This is a genomic window from Bacillus cereus group sp. MG16 (assembly GCF_040459875.1).
In the GTDB taxonomy this organism is placed as follows: domain Bacteria; phylum Bacillota; class Bacilli; order Bacillales; family Bacillaceae_G; genus Bacillus_A; species Bacillus_A paranthracis.
Genome location: NZ_JARVHE010000001.1, coordinates 3,926,333 through 3,943,966, shown reverse-complemented (window position 1 = coordinate 3,943,966; position 17,634 = coordinate 3,926,333). Strand labels below are relative to the sequence as shown.

Genomic DNA, 17,634 nt, shown 5'->3' with positions numbered 1-17,634 from the left:
AGGAGCGCCTCTTTTCACCAACAAAAGGGGGGAAAGAAGTATGCTTCAATCTAATATGGATGTGAGTTTAGAAAGTTTAGTGAACTCATTACAGTCTACCCGAAGCACGCTATTGTCAGAAATTGAAATGTTAAATGATACAGAAGTGAATGTAAAGCCACGTCGTGATAAATGGAGTATTATTCAAATTTTGCATCACTTGCATTTAGTTGAACAATCTGTCACGTCTGCCCTTGTATATGCCTTACAAAAAAATGAAAGAAACACGACTCCATTTAAAGACCTCCAACTTACGCTGGATCGCACACATAAACGAGAAGCTCCTCAGCAAATGAAACCAACAGAAACGCTAATGAAAAAACAGCAAGGAATCCAATTACTAGAACATTCACGACAAGAACTATTAGATGCGCTTCATAGCGTTATAGATGAAAAAGACCTATTTGAAAATGGGTTAAAGCATCCTGTTTTTAATGATCTGAATTTATATCAGTGGGTTCAATTTCTTGATTTGCATGAACAAAGACATCTTACGCAGTTAAAAGAAGCGAAACACGCAATTTTACAGCGATAATTAGGAAGAAGTGGGAGACCACTTCTTTTTCATATGTGCATAGTTTTTCTTCTTATTTTGGAATACTACAGAGAGAAAGAAAAGAAGGAGTTGAAAAGTATGTCCAAGAAAAAGAAAGAAGAAGAGCGCGCTTGGAAAGCACGTAAAGAAAATCAAAAACCACATGGAAAAGTGAAAGCTTTTGCTGAATTAGTTGAAGGAACAGAAAAAACGTGATGAGTATTTCATCACGTTTTTTGTATGAGTGGAAAAGTTAATAAGAAAGTTGTACCTGTACCTTTTTCACTTATAATATCAATTTTTCCGTTCATAGCTTGCACAACACTGAATACGACCATCATTCCAAGACCAGTACCTTTTTCTTTTGTTGAATAGAAAGGGGATCCAAGACGTTTTACTTGTTCTTGATCCATACCAACTCCTGTATCTTTTATATATAATTGAATATGCTTATGATCAGGAACTAATGTGAAATAAAGATCACCGCCTTTTGGCATGGCCTCAATGCAGTTTTTTAAAATATTTAACAAACATTGATTTAGTTTTTGTTTTTCTCCCGCGATAAAAAAAGAAGTACTTTGCTTTATATAATGTGTACGCACATTTGTTAAATTAGCAAGCGGTGTAATTAACGATAATGCATGCAGTAGTTCTTCTTCTAACTGTAATGTTTGTTCTTTTTCAATACTTGGTTTTGCAAAGGTTAAATAATCTGTAAGAACGTGATTTGCTTGTTCGATTCCGTTGATGGCTATGTCAATATATAATTTTCGCTCTTGCTCAGTGCATGTACCTGACTGCAAAAGTTGTAAAAATCCTTTTGTTGAAGTTAACGGATTGCGAATCTCATGAGAGATGGACGCTGCCATTTCGCCAATTAAATGAAATTTTTCAGCATTCATAAGTTCGTTTTGGAGACGAACTTGAGTTTGTAATATGTGTAGTAAATATAAAATAAGAATCGTACCAAGTATCGTACATAACTCATACACAATAATATGTGGTATATAATCAGTCTTATTTGTAACCTTTGAAAGGAAGAAAGGTATCCAACTCAATCCGTATGTGAGACTGTATATAATAGCGAGTATTATTTTTATACGATTAGAAGTTCGATTGAAAAATTTGTATGTAAATAGTAGAACAATAAATAGAAGGATAGAACCGATAAGCGATGGGAAAACACCTATTCCTCCTAATAAGAAGCGATATATATTTAATACAACTAATATTGATCCACCAGCAATAGGACCTCCGGTTAATGTACCGACAACTAATACGATATGACGCATATCAAATTGAAATCCATAATTTGTTTTTGCTGCGAAAGTGATACATAGTATAGTAACGAGGCAGCATAATACAATAAATATAGCTGAATTTAATTTAGGAGAGCGTTTCCCTTTTTGATTCCAAAATAAATGGTATACGAGCATTGTAACAAGGATGAATAATATATTTAGAAAGAGATAAATAATAAAGGATTTCAGTGGGATGCCTCCTCTCTTCTTATAGTAAATTAATCATACTATAAAATGAAAGAAATGAAATGAGAAATAGCGGAAAAATCAGAAATTTTTTCTGGTAGTATACAATATGTTACAATAAGCTTTGTCAATGAAAGAAGGAATTCCGTGCAATGCACGGGAGAGGTTCGCGAACTCCCTCTATAAAAAACTATGGAAACAACAATATCTTTAGGTATTGTTTTGTTTTTTTATTGTGACAGTTCAAGAACGTTCTTTCTTCTTATTCGTAGTAGAGAAGGAGAATGAGTGAAATGAAAAAAGAAAAGGCAGTTGTTGTTTTTAGTGGAGGACAAGATAGTACGACATGTTTATTTTGGGCAATGGAGCAGTTTGCAGAAGTAGAGGCTGTAACGTTTAATTACAATCAACGTCATAAGTTAGAAATTGATTGTGCAGCGGAAATTGCAAAAGAGCTAGGAATTAAACATACAGTACTAGATATGAGTCTATTAAATCAACTTGCTCCAAATGCGTTAACGAGAACGGATATGGAGATTACACATGAAGAAGGGGAATTACCATCGACGTTTGTAGATGGACGAAATTTACTATTCTTATCATTTGCTGCTGTATTAGCAAAACAAGTTGGAGCACGTCATATTGTAACGGGTGTATGTGAAACTGATTTTAGTGGTTATCCAGATTGCCGTGACGTGTTTGTGAAATCGTTAAACGTTACTTTAAATTTATCCATGGATTATCCGTTTGTGATTCATACACCACTTATGTGGATTGATAAAGCGGAAACATGGAAATTATCAGATGAACTTGGAGCATTCGAGTTTGTTCGAGAAAAAACATTAACATGTTATAACGGAATCATTGGTGATGGTTGCGGTGAATGTCCAGCATGTCAACTTCGTAAAGCAGGATTAGATACGTACCTACAAGAACGCGAAGGAGCGAGTAACTAATGGATAATTTCTTTGGATTTCGCATCGTAGAAAATTTGCAAAAAATGGACAAGGATATTCAGCGTAAACAGCTCAAATATCATAATAAAAGAGTAATGGTCAGCAAGGAATTTACATTTGATGCAGCACACCATTTACACTGTTATGAAGGGAAATGTAAAAACTTACATGGTCACACATATAAAGTTGTATTTGGGATTAGTGGATATGTAAATGAAATCGGTCTTGCAATTGACTTTGGAGATATAAAAGAAATTTGGAAGAATGAAATAGAAATTTATTTAGATCATCGTTATTTAAACGAAACGTTACCAGCGATGAATACAACTGCTGAAAATATGGTCGTTTGGATTTATGAAAAGATGGCAGAAGCGTTAACAAAAGATAATCGTGCGAACGAATATAAAGGAGCTCGTGTTGAATTTGTTCGTCTGTTTGAGACGCCAACTAGTTATGCGGAAGTAAGACGGGAGTGGATGCTCGATGAGTAAAATTCCGGTCTTAGAAATATTTGGTCCGACTATTCAAGGTGAAGGAATGGTTGTAGGACAAAAGACGATGTTTATCCGTACAGCTGGCTGTGATTATAGCTGCGCTTGGTGTGATTCTGCTTTTACGTGGGACGGATCTGCTAAAGATCAAATTAGACAGATGACAGCAGAAGACGTTTGGAATGAGCTTGTAGAAGTTGGCGGCGAAAATTTTTCTCATGTTACGATTTCAGGTGGAAATCCGGCATTGCTGAAAAATATTGAGTTTCTTCTTTCTATATTAAAAGAGAATGGAATGCGAACGGCAATCGAAACGCAAGGGAGTAAATGGCAAGATTGGTTACTTCAAATTGATGAGATAACGATTTCTCCAAAACCACCAAGTTCGACAATGAAAACTGATTTTCAGAAGTTAGATGCTATGATTCAGAAACTAGCAGGAAAAGATATTAGTTTAAAGGTAGTAGTATTTGACGATTATGACTTCGAGTATGCAGTTAAGATGCACGAACGTTATCCAGATGTACCATTTTTCTTACAAGTAGGGAATGATGATACAAAAACTGTGGATGATGCGATGTTGATTAAAAAGTTATTAGATAAATATGAGTGGCTGATTGAAAAAGCAGTTAACCGTAAAGAAATGAATAATGCAAAAGTATTACCGCAGCTCCATGCGTTAGTATGGGGAAATAAACGCGGAGTATAATGAGAAGGGATGTTTAAAATGGCAGGAAGATTAGATGAAGATTTAAAAGATGTAACATTATTAGGCAATCAAAATACAAAATATTTATTTGAATACAGTCCAGAAATTTTAGAGGTATTTGATAATAATCATCCAAACCGTGATTATTTTGTTAAATTCAATTGTCCTGAATTTACAAGTTTATGTCCAAAAACAGGCCAACCGGATTTTGCAACAATTTATATTAGCTACATTCCAGAACAAAGAATGGTAGAGAGTAAATCTCTAAAGCTATATTTATTTAGTTTCCGCAATCACGGTGATTTCCACGAAGATTGCATGAACGTTATTATGAATGATTTAATTAAATTAATGGATCCACGTTACATTGAGGTATGGGGTAAATTCACACCACGTGGAGGGATTTCAATTGATCCTTACTGCAACTACGGTCGACCAGGAACGAAATATGAACAAATGGCAGACTACCGCATGATGAACCATGATCTATATCCAGAAACAATTGATAATCGTTAATATATAATAGAAAGAAAGGATCTGTATGTTATACAGATCCTTTCTTTCTATTATATTATGCATTTTGATTAATGACAGTATAGTTTTTATGACTAACAACTGTAAGAGGTTCCATATCTAGTTCTCTAAAATTCTCCATAATTGTTATATCCACAATAACAGAGTTTTGATTTACTTTTTGAACACGGCCTTGCATTCCACCTTTAAATTCAATGATATCTCCAGTTTCTGCGATCTGCATAAGCAACTCTCCTTGTTACAGTTTTTCCAAAAAAGAATAATTTGGGATTTTTTATTTTCCTTTATTTTGAACTATGTTTCCTGTTTTGTAAATGTTTTCAAAGTAAAAATTCGAAAAATATTCACTTTTTGTAAGAAAATATGAAAGAATCCCATGTTTTTTGAAAAAAAGAAAGGTTTAAATGCGCGCATCTTTATATAGGGGTATAATAAAAATATACAATAACCTACTAAAGTGGGAGAAATTAGAGGCGGCAAAATGATGTTTGAATTTATGGGGAGTGTTATAGCATTAATTTTATTTGTATTTTCTTATACACATTTAAAAAAGATTCGTCATCATGAAACGACTACATATTTTGATGGGATGGATGGTATACATGCTGGGGGCACACATGAGAGTGGCGGGGATATGTAAAGGTGTATAACTTTCTTTTTTTGCGTGGTATGATATGTAAAAATAGTACATAATAGAGTTCGTAAGTGATGAATGGAGAGTGGAAAGAATGAAGATTTCTTTTATTCGTCATGGTCGCTTAGATCGTACTATAGAACCAATGACGGTTACATCCTTTCGTGAATGGATGAAAGGGTATGACTTACATACTATAGCAAAAAAAGCACCTATACCAACGGAAACAAGGGAAGCGGTTGAAGCGGCAAAATTGATTGTAACGAGTGATCAAAAGTGTGCTGTACAGTCAGCAGCTGAATTAATGGATTCTTTATCGTTTATACAAAATCCTCTCTTTAGAGAAGCTACAGTTCCGACGAGCTTTTATGCTCCAAAATGGTTGAAGTGTAAACCTAACGTATGGATGTTTATCGGACGAACATTATGGATACTTGGTTACCATAAAGATGTTGAGTCTTATAAGGAAGTAAGAGAGAGGGCGAGACAAGCGGCTTACTTATTACATCGTTACGCTCTCGTACATGGAAGTATTGCTCTTGTAGGTCATAATTATGTGAATGTAATGATTGGTGCCGAACTGAGAGCGATGGGATGGTCTGGTTCTCCTATTTTGCACAGAGAGCCATGGGGATGTACAACATATACGTTTCATGAGGCGATGAATGGAACTGTATTAAATACGAATTTAACATAAAAGCACACGATTTATATAAATCGTGTGCTTTCTTTTTAAGATATAGAAATTTTGATGTTCAATGGTTTTACGAGATGCGCATAAGGTTCGCCTACAAGCATAACGATTTGATCTTTTTTGTAACCTAGTTTTTCGTATAATGAATAGGCACGTTTGTTTTCTAAATTAACAAGTAATGCGATTTTTTCATGCTTCTTTTCAGTTGCATAAATTTCAGCAGCTTCAATTAATTTAGAACCAATTCCTTTTCCGCCATATACACTTGAAACGGATAAAGTATCAATGTAATATTCATCAAGTTCAGCTTCTTTTTCTAACGTAATCGATTCATCTTTATGTAATTCTCTTAAGTGATGTACAATTGGTGCATCAAGCATTGCTGCTTCACTACCGTGATAAGCGACAATAACTCCAACTGCATCCCCGTCTTGCTCATATACAAAACAGTTTTCATAGCTCAGTCGATTTCTCTCTTTTGAGAACCATGTTTCAAGTCCTAGTAATACTTCTGTCTCAACTGTGCTACCTGTGATTTTTTCAGCAATTTCGTGCAGAGCGTTATACAATAAAGGTGCTACCAGTTTCGCATCTGTCTTTTTTGCTTTCCGAATCATAGTATCCCTCCTAGTTCTATTTATATATTGTAGCATAGTGGTATGGAACTTTGCATAATTGAATGTCGAAATGTTTGATATAGAGAAGTAGCTATGTTAGTATATGATATTTAGTGGACATATAATTAAGAGATATCTTTTGAAAAATAATGAAAATGAAATGAAGGTATAGCATCTGGATAATTTTACAGTTGTTGACCTATAGAATATAAGTTAAAATAAAATATTGCATAGAGGTGAAATACATGGATAAAGAATTAGCAAATACAATTTTGGATCAGCTGAAAAATGGTGAAATAAAGGAGTATGTTGTTACAAAAGATGTATTTTATACGTTCAGAGAAGTTTTAGTAAATCGAGAAGACTTTAAACATTTCATTGGTAACGCACAGCGCGGCGGACAGGTCATTTATACATATTCAGAAACGCCACGTTCGTAACTAAAAGAATATAGGGAGGAGACTTATGGGCGATTTTAAACAAGGCATATTACCGCATTGGGATTATATGTGGAAAGATAGAGCCGGAAATCGATTTATGGGGATGGTCATGTATCCAGAGAAACGAAAGTGTTCGGCAAAAATGCTTCAGAAAATAAAAAGAGCATATGAAGAGGCTGTAGAAATTAAAGTAACTGTACAAGTTCAACATACATGTCAGTACGTTGAAGGAATGATTGTGTACTTTGATGAAGAAGCTCCTGTATGTACAATGATTGATAAAGATGAAAATCCACATCATATATTTGTAAAAGATATTTTGCGTATTGAGCACTCTGAATAATCTTTTCATAAATAAGTTGAATTTCCATAATAATAATCTTTTTCTATAATAGTTATCTTTTAGTATGTAACGCGAATCGAAAGTATATGTATAATATTTAATAAAGTAAAGTTGATAAATGTAATCGTTTTTTAGAACAGATTATCGTTTCATGTCTGTTCTTTTTTGCGTGATGCTGGAGAAATATATTCCTCCAGCATTTGCCGTTTTATGACAAAATATATTGTTAACTTTTTTAAAAATAAGGTTAAATTCGTTGACAACTTTTTTGAAAAGCACTTTATTGACATGAGTTTTAGAATGTTGTTTCATAGTCATTGTATTGAAAAAAATCGACGGTCTTGTCGAAAAGTAAAAGTTAAAAAAAGAAAGAATTTATACATATATCTTGTGTCTTATTTTAAAACGTAATACAATATATAGAGAAATCAAGAAACAACATACAGAGAGTATAGATTGAAAAGGGAGGGTCGGAAATGTTAGTTGCATATGATTCTATGACAGGAAACGTGAAGCGTTTCATCCACAAATTAAATATGCCGGCCGTTCAAATTGGTGAAGATCTAGTAATAGATGAAGACTTTATTTTAATTACGTATACAACAGGTTTTGGCAATGTACCAGAACGTGTTTTAGAATTTTTAGAGCGCAATAATGAAAAATTAAAAGGCGTATCTGCAAGCGGCAATCGTAACTGGGGAGACATGTTCGGTGCAAGTGCTGACAAAATTTCTGCTAAATATGAAGTGCCTATTGTATCAAAATTTGAGTTATCAGGAACAAATAACGATGTAGAATATTTTAAGGAAAGGGTGCGGGAGATTGCGACACATTGAACTGAATAATGAAATCACGCAAATGCAGGACGGTTTTTATCAGCTTCATAAAGATAAAGAGGCATTGGAAGTCTTTATGGAAGAAGCTAGAGAGAATACCGTTCATTTTAATAGCGTGGCAGAGCGAATGGAGTATATGAAAGAACATGATTACTATTACAACGTTCTGGACGAGTATAACTTGGAGGAAGTAGAAGAGGTATATAACATCGCTTATGGTGAAAACTTCGAGTTCCAATCTTATATGGCAGCATCTAAGTTCTACAAAGATTATGCGTTAAAAACAAATGATCAAAAACAATACTTAGAAAGCTATGAAGATCGTGTAGCAATTGTGTCATTATACTTAGGACGCGGTGATGTTGCGAAGGCAAAACAATTCGCAAGCATGATTGTCAAACAAAACTACCAACCGGCGACACCAACCTTTTTAAATGCGGGAAGAAGCAGAAGAGGAGAAATGGTGTCTTGTTTCTTGTTAGAGATGGATGATAGCTTAAATTCAATCGGCTTTAACATTAATACTGCAATGCAATTATCAAAAATCGGCGGGGGAGTAGCTTTAAACTTATCTAAGCTACGTGCACGTGGTGAGCAAATTAAAGGTATCGACAACGCTGCAAGTGGTGTAGTACCTGTTATGAAATTACTTGAAGATTCGTTTTCATATGCGAATCAACTTGGCCAACGAAAAGGTGCTGGCGCAGTATACTTAAACATTTTCCATTGGGATATTATTGAATTCCTTGATACAAAAAAAATAAATGCCGATGAGAAGAGCCGTATTCAGTCTCTATCAATCGGAATTATCGTTCCAAGTAAGTTCTTTGAGCTTGCTGAGAAAAACGAACCTTTCCATGTTTTCGCGCCTTATACGGTGTATAAAGAATACGGAAAGCATTTAGATGACATTGATATCGATGAAATGTACGATGAATTAATGAGCAATCCGAAAGTGAAGAAGAAGCCGCTAGATATTAGTGCACGTGATATGCTTATTAAAATTGCTATGATTCAGCTTGAGTCGGGTTATCCGTACTTAATGTTTAAATCAAATGCAAATAATCAACATCCACTGAAGGATATTGGAACTGTGAAGATGTCGAACTTGTGTTAAATATGTAGCACCTTCTAGTAGAAATGCTAGTCGAAAACTCCGTTAAACGGGGAAAGCCTCAAATTTGAGGTAACCTACCGTGCTAAATCTTATCTTAGAATGAAAATATAAAAGTTCAGAATGTATCTTATTATTTTGTATAGCAGAGTTATGGGACAACATAAAGTAATAAGAGACTTTCTGAAAGATTAAGATAAGTAAAAGCCTAACGACTATCCCTTATGGGAGTAGAGCGCAAGCGATTGGCGTTCGAAAAGCGGAGCACCTAATCAGGTAATGCTGTAGGTGATGATATAGTCTGTCCTGTATGGTGACATACAGCAGTTGCATGAGCAACGGACTGAGGAATAGCGAACTCGGTTGAACATTCGAGACAGAAATCTTCCAGCTTCAAGAAACTTCTGAAATTAACGATTACGGTACAGATGATATTATCCGTCGTGATATTAACTGTAACTTAGGATCGTTAAATATCGTAAATGTAATGGAAAATAAAGAAATTCGTGAAGCAGTTCATGCGGGAATGGAAGCTTTAACAGCTGTTTCTGATATGACAATCATTCCGAATGCACCAACTGTGAAAAAAGCAAATGATGAGCTTCATTCAGTAGGGCTTGGCGCAATGAACTTACACGGATATTTAGCAAAAAATAAAATCGCTTATGAAAGTGCAGAAGCGAAAGAGTTCGCTCGTACATTCTTTATGATGTTAAATTACTACTCTATTGAGAAAAGTATGGAAATCGCTAAAGAAAAAGGCGAAACATTTAAAGACTTCGATAAATCTGATTATGCGAATGGCACATACTTTGAAAAGTATGAAACGACAGATTACAGCCCAGTAACTGAAAAAGTTCAGCAATTATTTGAAGGAATTCATATTCCAACAAAAGAAGATTGGACAAGTTTAAAAGAGCAAGTGCAGAAGAATGGTTTATATAACTCATATCGTCTTGCTATCGCTCCGACACAATCAATCAGTTACGTTCAAAATGCAACTTCAAGCGTAATGCCAATTGTAAGTCAAATCGAATCAAGAACGTATGCGAATGCGACAACATATTATCCAATGCCGTATTTATCAAAAGATACGTTCTGGTACTATAAATCTTCTTACGATATGAATCAGTTTAAATTAATTGATTTAATCGCAGAAATTCAAGAACATATTGACCAAGGAATTAGTACAATTCTTTACGTTAATAGTGATATTTCAACACGTGAATTAGCACGTTACTACATCTATGCACATAAAAAAGGCTTAAAGAGTCTGTATTATACGAGAACACGTAAATTAAGCGTGGAAGAGTGTGTGGCTTGTACTGTTTAATATAAAAAGCGAGATATGATGAGCAGGGTTTTCTGAACCCTGCTCATGCTCAGTTATGAATTTTTCATGTTTATTTAGAGAAGGGGCGATTGAATGCGTGCGGTAAACTGGAACAAAAAAGAAGATGATTTTAGTTTAATGTTTTGGAAGCAAAACATCGCTCAGTTTTGGACAGAAGAAGAAATCGCGGTGTCTTCTGACAAAAATACTTGGGTGCAATTATCAAAAGAAGAGCAAATTGCTTATAAGCGTGTATTAGGTGGTTTAACACTTTTAGATACGAAACAAGGCGGCGAAGGGATGCCACTTGTACTTGTTCATCTTGAAAATTTACAAGCGAAAAGTGTATTAGCTTTCATGGGTGCAATGGAAGAAGTACATGCGAAGAGTTACAGTCATATCTTTACAACATTAGCTACTGAAGAAGAAATCGATGAGATTTTTGATTGGGTAGATACTCATCCGTTACTTGAGAAAAAGGCTGGTATTATTACGAGTTACTATCGTCGTTTATTAAAACCTGAAGTGACGAAAAAAGAGTTATACATGGCAATGGTAGCAAGTGTGTTCTTAGAAAGTTACTTATTCTATAGTGGATTCTTCTATCCGCTTTACTTAGCTGGTCAAGGTAAACTAACGGCAAGTGGTGAGATTATTAACTTAATAATTCGTGATGAGTCAATTCACGGCGTATTCGTCGGTATTTTAGCACAACAAATCTTCGCGGAACTTTCTGCAGAAGATCAACAAGAAGTGCAAAAAGAAACGCAAGAGTTATTAATGGAACTATATGAAATTGAAATGGCATACACAGAAGAAATTTACACTTCTATTGGTCTTGTAGAGGATGTAAATCGTTTCGTTCGTTACAATGCGAATAAAGGACTTATGAACTTAGGACTTGAGCCGAAGTTTGAAGAAGAAGAAATTAACCCAATCGTTTTAAATGGTTTACGTACAGATACGAAAAACCATGATTTCTTCTCTGTAAAAGGAAATGGTTACGTAAAAGCAACGAACGTTGAAAAGTTATCTGATGATGACTTCGTGTTTAATTTTTAATATATGATCATAAAGAAAAGCTGTCGTATTCATTGATAAGACAGCTTTTCTTTATGGTTTTGTTTACATAACACTATTATTTTCGTATAACGATTTCTGTTTGAAAAATTCTATCCAGCTAACGGATAGATTTTTTTTGTAAGTAAATGGGTATTTACAATCCTTTTGTATCGGTGTATTATTTAACTAGTACACCGATACAAAAGGAGGGAAGAAATGAAAATAGAGTTTTCTCCAAATACACCAATTTACATTCAGGTAATGGAATACATAAAAAAAGAAATCGTAACAGGACATTTATTGCCTGGTGATAAAATTCCTTCTGTACGTGAATTAGCGAGTGAATTACAAGTAAATCCAAATACGATTCAGCGTACATTTCAAGAGCTAGAACGAGATGGAGTGGTTGTAACGCGTAGAGGAATGGGACGATATGTAACGAATGAAGGGGAGAAAATTATGGAGCTGCGAAAAGAGATGGCGAAAGAATTACTTCACTCTTTTATAGATGGAATGGACAATTTAGGTTTTTCAGAAGAAGAAATTCTTACAATTCTTCGTTCTTCATTACATGAGAAAAGGGAGGAGAGCGAATGACAGAGCTATTAAAAATAGAAAACTTATGGAAGAGATACGGATTAAAAGCAGTGATTCGTGAATTAAACATAGAGATTACCGAGGGAAAAATTGTTGGGCTTGTTGGAGATAACGGGAGCGGGAAAACGACGTTATTGAAAATGATTGCTGGTCTGCAGCATCCTTCTGAAGGTAGTATTACAATCGCTAGTAAAAAGGTAGGATTAGAAACGAAAGAAATTGTTTCTTTTATGTCTGATAAACCAGTATTTGATGATTGGATGACAGTAAAAGATTCTATATTTTTCTACCGTGATTTTTATAAAGACTTTGACATTCAAAAAGCGGTAGATACGGTTGAGGAGTTTAAAATACCGTTAGAAGAAAAAATTACAGCTTTATCAAAAGGGATGGTTGAAAAGCTACAAATCATTTTAACATTTTCGAGGAAAGCGAAGTTATACGTACTAGATGAACCGTTGGGCGGGATTGATCTCATTTCTAGGGAACACGTACTGGAACTTATTCTACAATTTTATAGAGAAGATTGTACAATCCTAATCTCGACTCATTTAATAAATGAAGTTGAAAATATTTTTGATGAAGTAATCTTTTTAAAAGATGGTGAAAGTGTACTTCATGAAAATGTAGAGGAGTTACGCTTCCAGCGAGGAAAAGCTGTTACGGATTTGTTTAAGGAGGTGTTTAGTAGATGAAGGCCAGTTTAATATATATGTACAATGCGAATAAAAAACAAATTTTTATTTCGTTATTGTCATTCATATTTATTGTAGCTGTCGCTTTTGTAAGTATGGGGAATTATATTAAACAAGAATCAGGAGAAGTAAGGCAAATGATTATTATTGCTTTAGTATTCTTAGTTTATATGATTTTTGCAGTATTAGTATTTCTGCAGGCGATATCTGCGTTTGGGAAAATGACCGAAAGTACATTATTTCGATTAACACCGATATCTGGTAAAAAAATTGTTTTAGCAATATTGTCATATGCGGCAATTAGCTTCATGTGTTTTGAAGTAATAGGTGCTATATTTGTCTATAGTATTTCGATGAAAGTAATAAAAGGTACAGAACTCTATGGAATGTTATTTACGGAAAGTACAATTGAGATAGATATAGTAAAACAATTATTTAGTAGTGTGTTATATGTATTTAATTTATCAAGTATATTGTTAGTTTTACTTTTTACAGTAGCTGGTGTGAAAGTATTTTCTATGAAAAAGAAAAAAATGGAGTATGTAATTATTTTCTTCTTATTTTTACTAGTAACGAAAGTAATCAATCTGATATATGAAATGCTGGGCCGACTTGCGCCTACACCTACTTTTATTAAAAAATCAGTTTATATAGATGAATCAGTGGATATAAATCTCATACTCTATCCGGAAAGTCTTATGAATTTATATAGTATTACTTTTTCAATCAGTATATTTGTTTTACTTGTTTATATAACAGGTCGCATAATCGATAAAAAACTAGAAGTTTAAAGGAGGAATCGACATTGGGAAACGTAGTAGTAAAGTTAGAGAATGTTCGAAAAAAGATTGGTGGAACGGAAATTATTCGCGGTTTATCATTTGAAGTTCGTGAAGGGGAAGTGTACGGGTTCCTTGGACCGAATGGTAGTGGTAAAACGACGACAATTCGTATGATGACAGGTCTTATTTCAATGACAGAGGGCGATATTACAATTTGTGGTCATAGTATTCGCACGGAGCGTGAAAAGGCGCTAGAGCAAATTGGAGCAATTGTAGAAAATCCTGAACTATATGATTATATGACAGGAATGCAAAACTTAAAGCATTTTGCGAACATGGCAATTACACAAATTAGTAAAGAGCGCATTGCTGAAATTGTAAAACTGGTTGAATTAGAGCATGCGATTCATAAAAAGGTGAAAACATATTCACTTGGTATGAAACAGCGTTTAGGAATTGCACAGGCATTACTTCATCAGCCGAAAATTTTAATTTTAGATGAACCGACAAATGGATTAGATCCAGCTGGTATTCGTCAAATTCGTGATTATTTACAACTTTTAGCGAAAGAAGAGAATATTGCTGTAATCGTATCAAGTCACTTATTAAGTGAAATTGAACTCATGTGTGATCGCGTCGTTATTATTAAGCAAGGTGAGTTTGTACAAGAGTACAACTTACATGAACAAGCAAAACATGATGAGACAGTAGTTGTAGCGTTTGAAGTAGATCAAGTACAGAAAGCAAATGAAATCGTTCAAGGTAAGGCGCAAGGAAATGTCATTCTAGTATCTGTAACGAAAGAAGAAATTCCGCAACTTGTAAAGAAACTTGTGAATGACGATGTGCTTGTATACGGAGTTACTGTTCAAAATAAAACGTTAGAGGATGAGTTCTTAGCGATTACAGGGGGAGTGAAAGCGTAATGTTTAAATTAATTCAAAATGAATTTTTAAAGCTGCATGCGAAAAAAGGAATGTATATTTTAATAGGTGTTATTGCAGTATTGGAGATTTTGGGAGTTTTAGCGATGTTGAAATGGGGAGATGGAAGTGAATTTAAAGGATCCTATTTAGATTTTGCAAGTTCAGATATTGGTTTAATTACTTTGTTTACAACGATATTTGGAATTACAATTGCTTCTCGTATGATTACTGATGAGTTTCAAAAAGGTACAATAAAGCAGTTATTAATCCGTCCAAGAAAACGAATGACAGTTTTATTCTCTAAATATATTACAGTGTTACTTACTATAGTATTTATCATATTTGCTAGCACGTTAATTGCAATGATTATTGGCGGAATTGTAATGGATGGTAGCAAAACAGAATTAACGGTAGGGATTGTAATGAAATCTACTTTATACCAAGTACTTTCACCGTTCTTCTTTGCGACGCTTGCATTTTTCTTAGCAAACGTATTTAGAAAATCTGTATTACCATTAATTATCACGATGTTCTTCTTCTTTTTACAAGGAGCAATTAATATGGCACTAATGATGTTTGCAAAAGGTGTAGCGAAGTTTGTAGTATTCTTCCATTTGGATTTAAGAGCTTACGACAGTAATAAATTAATTAGTGGTGGAGCAGAACCTACATTTACAGAATTTACGTTTACAACTTCATTATTACTTGTAGCTGCATACTTTGTTGTATTACTTGTAGCATCAAGTGCATTATTCCAAAAACGTGACGTATTATAATAAAAGAAATCCCCGCTTGTAAAAACGGGGATTTTTATTACATAACTTGCTCAGGTAGTGCAACTTGAAGAGCAGTAATATAGTATTTTAAGAGATATGTTGTTTGAAAGTAATTGAGAAAAATAGGAAGAGTTTCAACTATATTCATATTATAATGTAGTTATCCGACCATTTACTTTTACTATCTTTGGAGGTGTTCTATATGCATTATGCATTTTCACGTATAAGGCTACGTAGCTTTTTTGGATGGATGATCATAGGGGTGTTCCTTACGATGATCCCATTAGGTCTATCAAATGTTTCTGAGAATACGATGGAGGTTATTTCACAAATAACTGTGTTTTTTGTATTTCCATTATTTTGGTTATACGTAAAAACAAATAAAAATAATGTTGTATTTAATAGTTTTTTTGATAAGCCAGGACGTTTACCGTGGGGATTAATTGTATTAGCAACGATAATGGGAATGATTTTTTCAGTCGGTATATCTCATATTCAATTTTACATATTAGCACATACGTTACCGAATTTCTTAGTTACTATGTTAGAAGACGGAACTGTTATTAATACGAGTAACATATATATGACGATATTTACTTTCGTTTCAGCATGTGTATTAGCACCAATTATGGAAGAGGTTATTTTTAGAGGCTTCTTTTTACAGCGAATGACTTATAAATGGGGGATTAAAAAAGCTGTCATTATATCTTCCATTATTTTTGGCTTAGGACATTTTGATGTTATTGGTGCGTTCATGTTTGGTGTTGTGATGTGTCTTTTATACATAAAGACACAAAATATATGGACGAATATCGCTGTACACGCTCTAAATAATTTAATTGCAACAAGTATGCAATTTATCGGTGGAGAAGAGAGTAGCGCAATTTCAATTCCTGAATTACAAGCGCAAAGTAATGTATGGATCGGTATCGGTCTTACAGTTGTTGGATTACTTTGGTTAATTCCTTACGTTTGGAAACAATGGCGTACAGTAAAAGAAGTGGGTGTGCCACCAGTGCGCTTCATAAATGAGGAAAAAGTAGTGAGTGCAGCAGAAGGAAATGAAGTGTATAGTCAAGTGATTGTAACAGATAGATTGATGGCTGTAGAGCTACCAGATGAGGCTGTAAATAAGCTCGGGTTAGAAGAAAATGATTATGTAACAGTATCTGTAGAAGACGATAAAATCGTTATAAAGAAAGCGCATGATAGATAAGTAAAAAGTAGCTCCTTGTGAGCTACTTTTTACTTTGTGATAATTTCCACACGAAAGTTATTGCCGTTCTTTACATATTTAATATCTGTAACAGTGCGGACTGTTTTTAAAATCTCAACTTTTTCACCAATTCGAGGGATAGTCGGAACATTGTCCCAAATGCCAAGCAAGTCATCTAATTGCGCCGTTTTTTCATAAAACCAGATTTTCAATGTAAAGCCCCTTTCTCGAACTTTATGTATTTTAATACATAATATATTATTTTTATTCTTATTGTAAGGGGTTTTTATATATTTTATGAATAAAAATTAATTAATCTTCTGGAAAGATATGTTCGATATCAGGAGTAAGAGATATTTCTGATAATACGATATGAGAAACAGTCGTCGCGTATGAAGAAACATCATTAATAAATTCTTCAAGTTCAACAAGTGAAGGAACAGAGATTTTTACAATGTAGCATAAACTCCCTGTTACTCGGTAACAAAAACTTGCAGATGGATAGGACTGAATAAACTGTTGCATACGTGTTGTATCACCATTTTTTAAAGTGATTTCTAAAATACAATCTAAAACAAGTCCTGCTTTTTTATAATCGATATCGATTGTGTACTTTTGAATCACGCCTTCACTTTCGAGTTTACGAACACGTTCTGCAGTAGACGGAGCAGATAAGTTTACTCGTTTTGCCAATTCGCGCATGGAAAGGCGACTATCATTATATAATTCATTTAAAATTTTTCGATCAACACGATCTAGTTGCATTTGTAAATATACCTCCAGTAAAATGATAATTTTTGTAAAGGAAAAATATAAAT

At 34.1% G+C, this 17,634-nt stretch carries 24 protein-coding genes, 1 pseudogene and 1 riboswitch; of the genes and pseudogenes, 20 read left to right on the top strand and 5 right to left on the bottom strand.

Features of this window, described 5'->3' with window-relative positions; all coding sequences use genetic code 11:
* Window positions 1-40 precede the first annotated feature (40 nt).
* On the top strand, window positions 41-574 hold the full coding sequence (locus QCI73_RS20485) for a DinB family protein (protein ID WP_353823636.1): 534 nt from the start codon (window positions 41-43) through the stop codon (window positions 572-574).
* Between the two features lie 99 nt (window positions 575-673).
* Window positions 674-790, top strand: a complete 117-nt coding sequence (locus tag QCI73_RS20480) for a DUF6254 family protein (protein ID WP_000038254.1) — start codon at window positions 674-676, stop codon at window positions 788-790.
* Between the two features lie 11 nt (window positions 791-801).
* Here the strand turns inward: QCI73_RS20480 and kinB are convergent, their stop codons facing one another.
* Complete coding sequence (gene kinB / locus QCI73_RS20475) at window positions 802-2,010, bottom strand: sporulation sensor histidine kinase KinB (protein WP_001993722.1); 1,209 nt, start codon at window positions 2,008-2,010, stop codon at window positions 802-804.
* A gap of 207 nt (window positions 2,011-2,217) precedes the next feature.
* Window positions 2,218-2,261, top strand: a riboswitch (PreQ1 riboswitch).
* 93 nt (window positions 2,262-2,354) lie between these two features.
* Here kinB and queC point away from each other — a divergent pair.
* Genes queC through queF form a run of 4 tightly spaced genes read left to right on the top strand, consistent with a single transcriptional unit; the run spans window position 2,355 to window position 4,733 of the window.
* Window positions 2,355-3,017, top strand: a complete 663-nt coding sequence (gene queC / locus QCI73_RS20470; RefSeq protein WP_000711607.1) for a 7-cyano-7-deazaguanine synthase QueC — start codon at window positions 2,355-2,357, stop codon at window positions 3,015-3,017.
* Window positions 3,017-3,508 (top strand): 6-carboxytetrahydropterin synthase QueD, encoded by a 492-nt coding sequence (gene queD, locus QCI73_RS20465; RefSeq protein WP_000368412.1) that lies wholly within the window; start codon window positions 3,017-3,019, stop codon window positions 3,506-3,508. The genes queC and queD overlap by 1 nt, the downstream gene beginning before the upstream one ends.
* Window positions 3,501-4,217: a 7-carboxy-7-deazaguanine synthase QueE gene (gene queE, locus QCI73_RS20460; protein WP_353823635.1), complete on the top strand. Its 717-nt coding sequence runs from the start codon at window positions 3,501-3,503 to the stop codon at window positions 4,215-4,217. Before queD ends, queE begins: the two co-directional genes overlap by 8 nt.
* An 18-nt stretch (window positions 4,218-4,235) precedes the next feature.
* Window positions 4,236-4,733, top strand: a complete 498-nt coding sequence (gene queF, locus QCI73_RS20455) for a preQ(1) synthase (RefSeq protein WP_000918895.1) — start codon at window positions 4,236-4,238, stop codon at window positions 4,731-4,733.
* Window positions 4,734-4,788: 55 nt separating this feature from the next.
* Here queF and QCI73_RS20450 read toward each other — a convergent pair whose 3' ends face one another.
* Window positions 4,789-4,974, bottom strand: coding sequence for a YkvS family protein (locus tag QCI73_RS20450; protein WP_001165081.1), 186 nt, complete (start codon window positions 4,972-4,974; stop codon window positions 4,789-4,791).
* Window positions 4,975-5,208: 234 nt separating this feature from the next.
* On the opposite strand from QCI73_RS20450, the gene QCI73_RS20445 reads away from it, so the two are divergent.
* Window positions 5,209-5,391 carry a hypothetical protein gene (locus tag QCI73_RS20445; protein WP_124878252.1) on the top strand — a complete coding sequence of 61 codons (183 nt, stop codon included), beginning with the start codon at window positions 5,209-5,211 and terminating at the stop codon, window positions 5,389-5,391.
* A gap of 88 nt (window positions 5,392-5,479) precedes the next feature.
* Window positions 5,480-6,082, top strand: coding sequence for a histidine phosphatase family protein (locus QCI73_RS20440; RefSeq protein WP_014893193.1), 603 nt, complete (start codon window positions 5,480-5,482; stop codon window positions 6,080-6,082).
* 35 nt (window positions 6,083-6,117) lie between these two features.
* Here the strand turns inward: QCI73_RS20440 and QCI73_RS20435 are convergent, their stop codons facing one another.
* On the bottom strand, window positions 6,118-6,696 hold the full coding sequence (locus QCI73_RS20435; RefSeq protein WP_262725388.1) for a GNAT family N-acetyltransferase: 579 nt from the start codon (window positions 6,694-6,696) through the stop codon (window positions 6,118-6,120).
* 245 nt (window positions 6,697-6,941) lie between these two features.
* On the opposite strand from QCI73_RS20435, the gene QCI73_RS20430 reads away from it, so the two are divergent.
* The 12 genes and pseudogenes from QCI73_RS20430 to QCI73_RS20375 all read left to right on the top strand — a co-directional run bounded on the left by QCI73_RS20430 (window position 6,942) and on the right by QCI73_RS20375 (window position 16,816).
* Window positions 6,942-7,136, top strand: coding sequence for a hypothetical protein (locus QCI73_RS20430; protein ID WP_000356683.1), 195 nt, complete (start codon window positions 6,942-6,944; stop codon window positions 7,134-7,136).
* Window positions 7,137-7,161: 25 nt separating this feature from the next.
* Window positions 7,162-7,479 (top strand): hypothetical protein, encoded by a 318-nt coding sequence (locus tag QCI73_RS20425; RefSeq protein WP_353823634.1) that lies wholly within the window; start codon window positions 7,162-7,164, stop codon window positions 7,477-7,479.
* Window positions 7,480-7,955: 476 nt separating this feature from the next.
* Window positions 7,956-8,315, top strand: coding sequence for a class Ib ribonucleoside-diphosphate reductase assembly flavoprotein NrdI (gene nrdI, locus QCI73_RS20420; RefSeq protein WP_000959450.1), 360 nt, complete (start codon window positions 7,956-7,958; stop codon window positions 8,313-8,315).
* Window positions 8,302-9,429: pseudogene (locus QCI73_RS20415) on the top strand (ribonucleotide reductase N-terminal alpha domain-containing protein); the annotation flags it as partial. The gene nrdI and the pseudogene QCI73_RS20415, both read left to right, overlap by 14 nt.
* Window positions 9,430-9,811: 382 nt before the next feature.
* Complete coding sequence (locus QCI73_RS20410) at window positions 9,812-10,762, top strand: ribonucleotide reductase large subunit (protein ID WP_074543497.1); 951 nt, start codon at window positions 9,812-9,814, stop codon at window positions 10,760-10,762.
* A gap of 93 nt (window positions 10,763-10,855) precedes the next feature.
* Window positions 10,856-11,824 carry a class 1b ribonucleoside-diphosphate reductase subunit beta gene (gene nrdF, locus QCI73_RS20405; RefSeq protein ID WP_001203038.1) on the top strand — a complete coding sequence of 323 codons (969 nt, stop codon included), beginning with the start codon at window positions 10,856-10,858 and terminating at the stop codon, window positions 11,822-11,824.
* A gap of 216 nt (window positions 11,825-12,040) precedes the next feature.
* Window positions 12,041-12,421, top strand: a complete 381-nt coding sequence (locus QCI73_RS20400) for a GntR family transcriptional regulator (RefSeq protein ID WP_000687513.1) — start codon at window positions 12,041-12,043, stop codon at window positions 12,419-12,421.
* Window positions 12,418-13,116, top strand: a complete 699-nt coding sequence (locus QCI73_RS20395) for an ABC transporter ATP-binding protein (RefSeq protein WP_353823633.1) — start codon at window positions 12,418-12,420, stop codon at window positions 13,114-13,116. Before QCI73_RS20400 ends, QCI73_RS20395 begins: the two co-directional genes overlap by 4 nt.
* Window positions 13,113-13,907: an ABC transporter permease gene (locus tag QCI73_RS20390; RefSeq protein ID WP_353823632.1), complete on the top strand. Its 795-nt coding sequence runs from the start codon at window positions 13,113-13,115 to the stop codon at window positions 13,905-13,907. The genes QCI73_RS20395 and QCI73_RS20390 overlap by 4 nt, the downstream gene beginning before the upstream one ends.
* A gap of 14 nt (window positions 13,908-13,921) precedes the next feature.
* Window positions 13,922-14,824, top strand: a complete 903-nt coding sequence (locus tag QCI73_RS20385; RefSeq protein WP_353823631.1) for an ABC transporter ATP-binding protein — start codon at window positions 13,922-13,924, stop codon at window positions 14,822-14,824.
* Window positions 14,824-15,600 carry an ABC transporter permease gene (locus QCI73_RS20380; protein WP_353823630.1) on the top strand — a complete coding sequence of 259 codons (777 nt, stop codon included), beginning with the start codon at window positions 14,824-14,826 and terminating at the stop codon, window positions 15,598-15,600. The genes QCI73_RS20385 and QCI73_RS20380 overlap by 1 nt, the downstream gene beginning before the upstream one ends.
* A gap of 202 nt (window positions 15,601-15,802) precedes the next feature.
* Window positions 15,803-16,816 (top strand): CPBP family intramembrane glutamic endopeptidase, encoded by a 1,014-nt coding sequence (locus tag QCI73_RS20375; RefSeq protein WP_353823629.1) that lies wholly within the window; start codon window positions 15,803-15,805, stop codon window positions 16,814-16,816.
* Window positions 16,817-16,845: 29 nt separating this feature from the next.
* Here the strand turns inward: QCI73_RS20375 and QCI73_RS20370 are convergent, their stop codons facing one another.
* On the bottom strand, window positions 16,846-17,028 hold the full coding sequence (locus QCI73_RS20370; RefSeq protein ID WP_087965279.1) for a DUF3913 family protein: 183 nt from the start codon (window positions 17,026-17,028) through the stop codon (window positions 16,846-16,848).
* A 100-nt stretch (window positions 17,029-17,128) separates the two neighbouring features.
* Window positions 17,129-17,581: an Lrp/AsnC family transcriptional regulator gene (locus QCI73_RS20365; RefSeq protein ID WP_001175495.1), complete on the bottom strand. Its 453-nt coding sequence runs from the start codon at window positions 17,579-17,581 to the stop codon at window positions 17,129-17,131.
* Window positions 17,582-17,634: the final 53 nt, after the last annotated feature.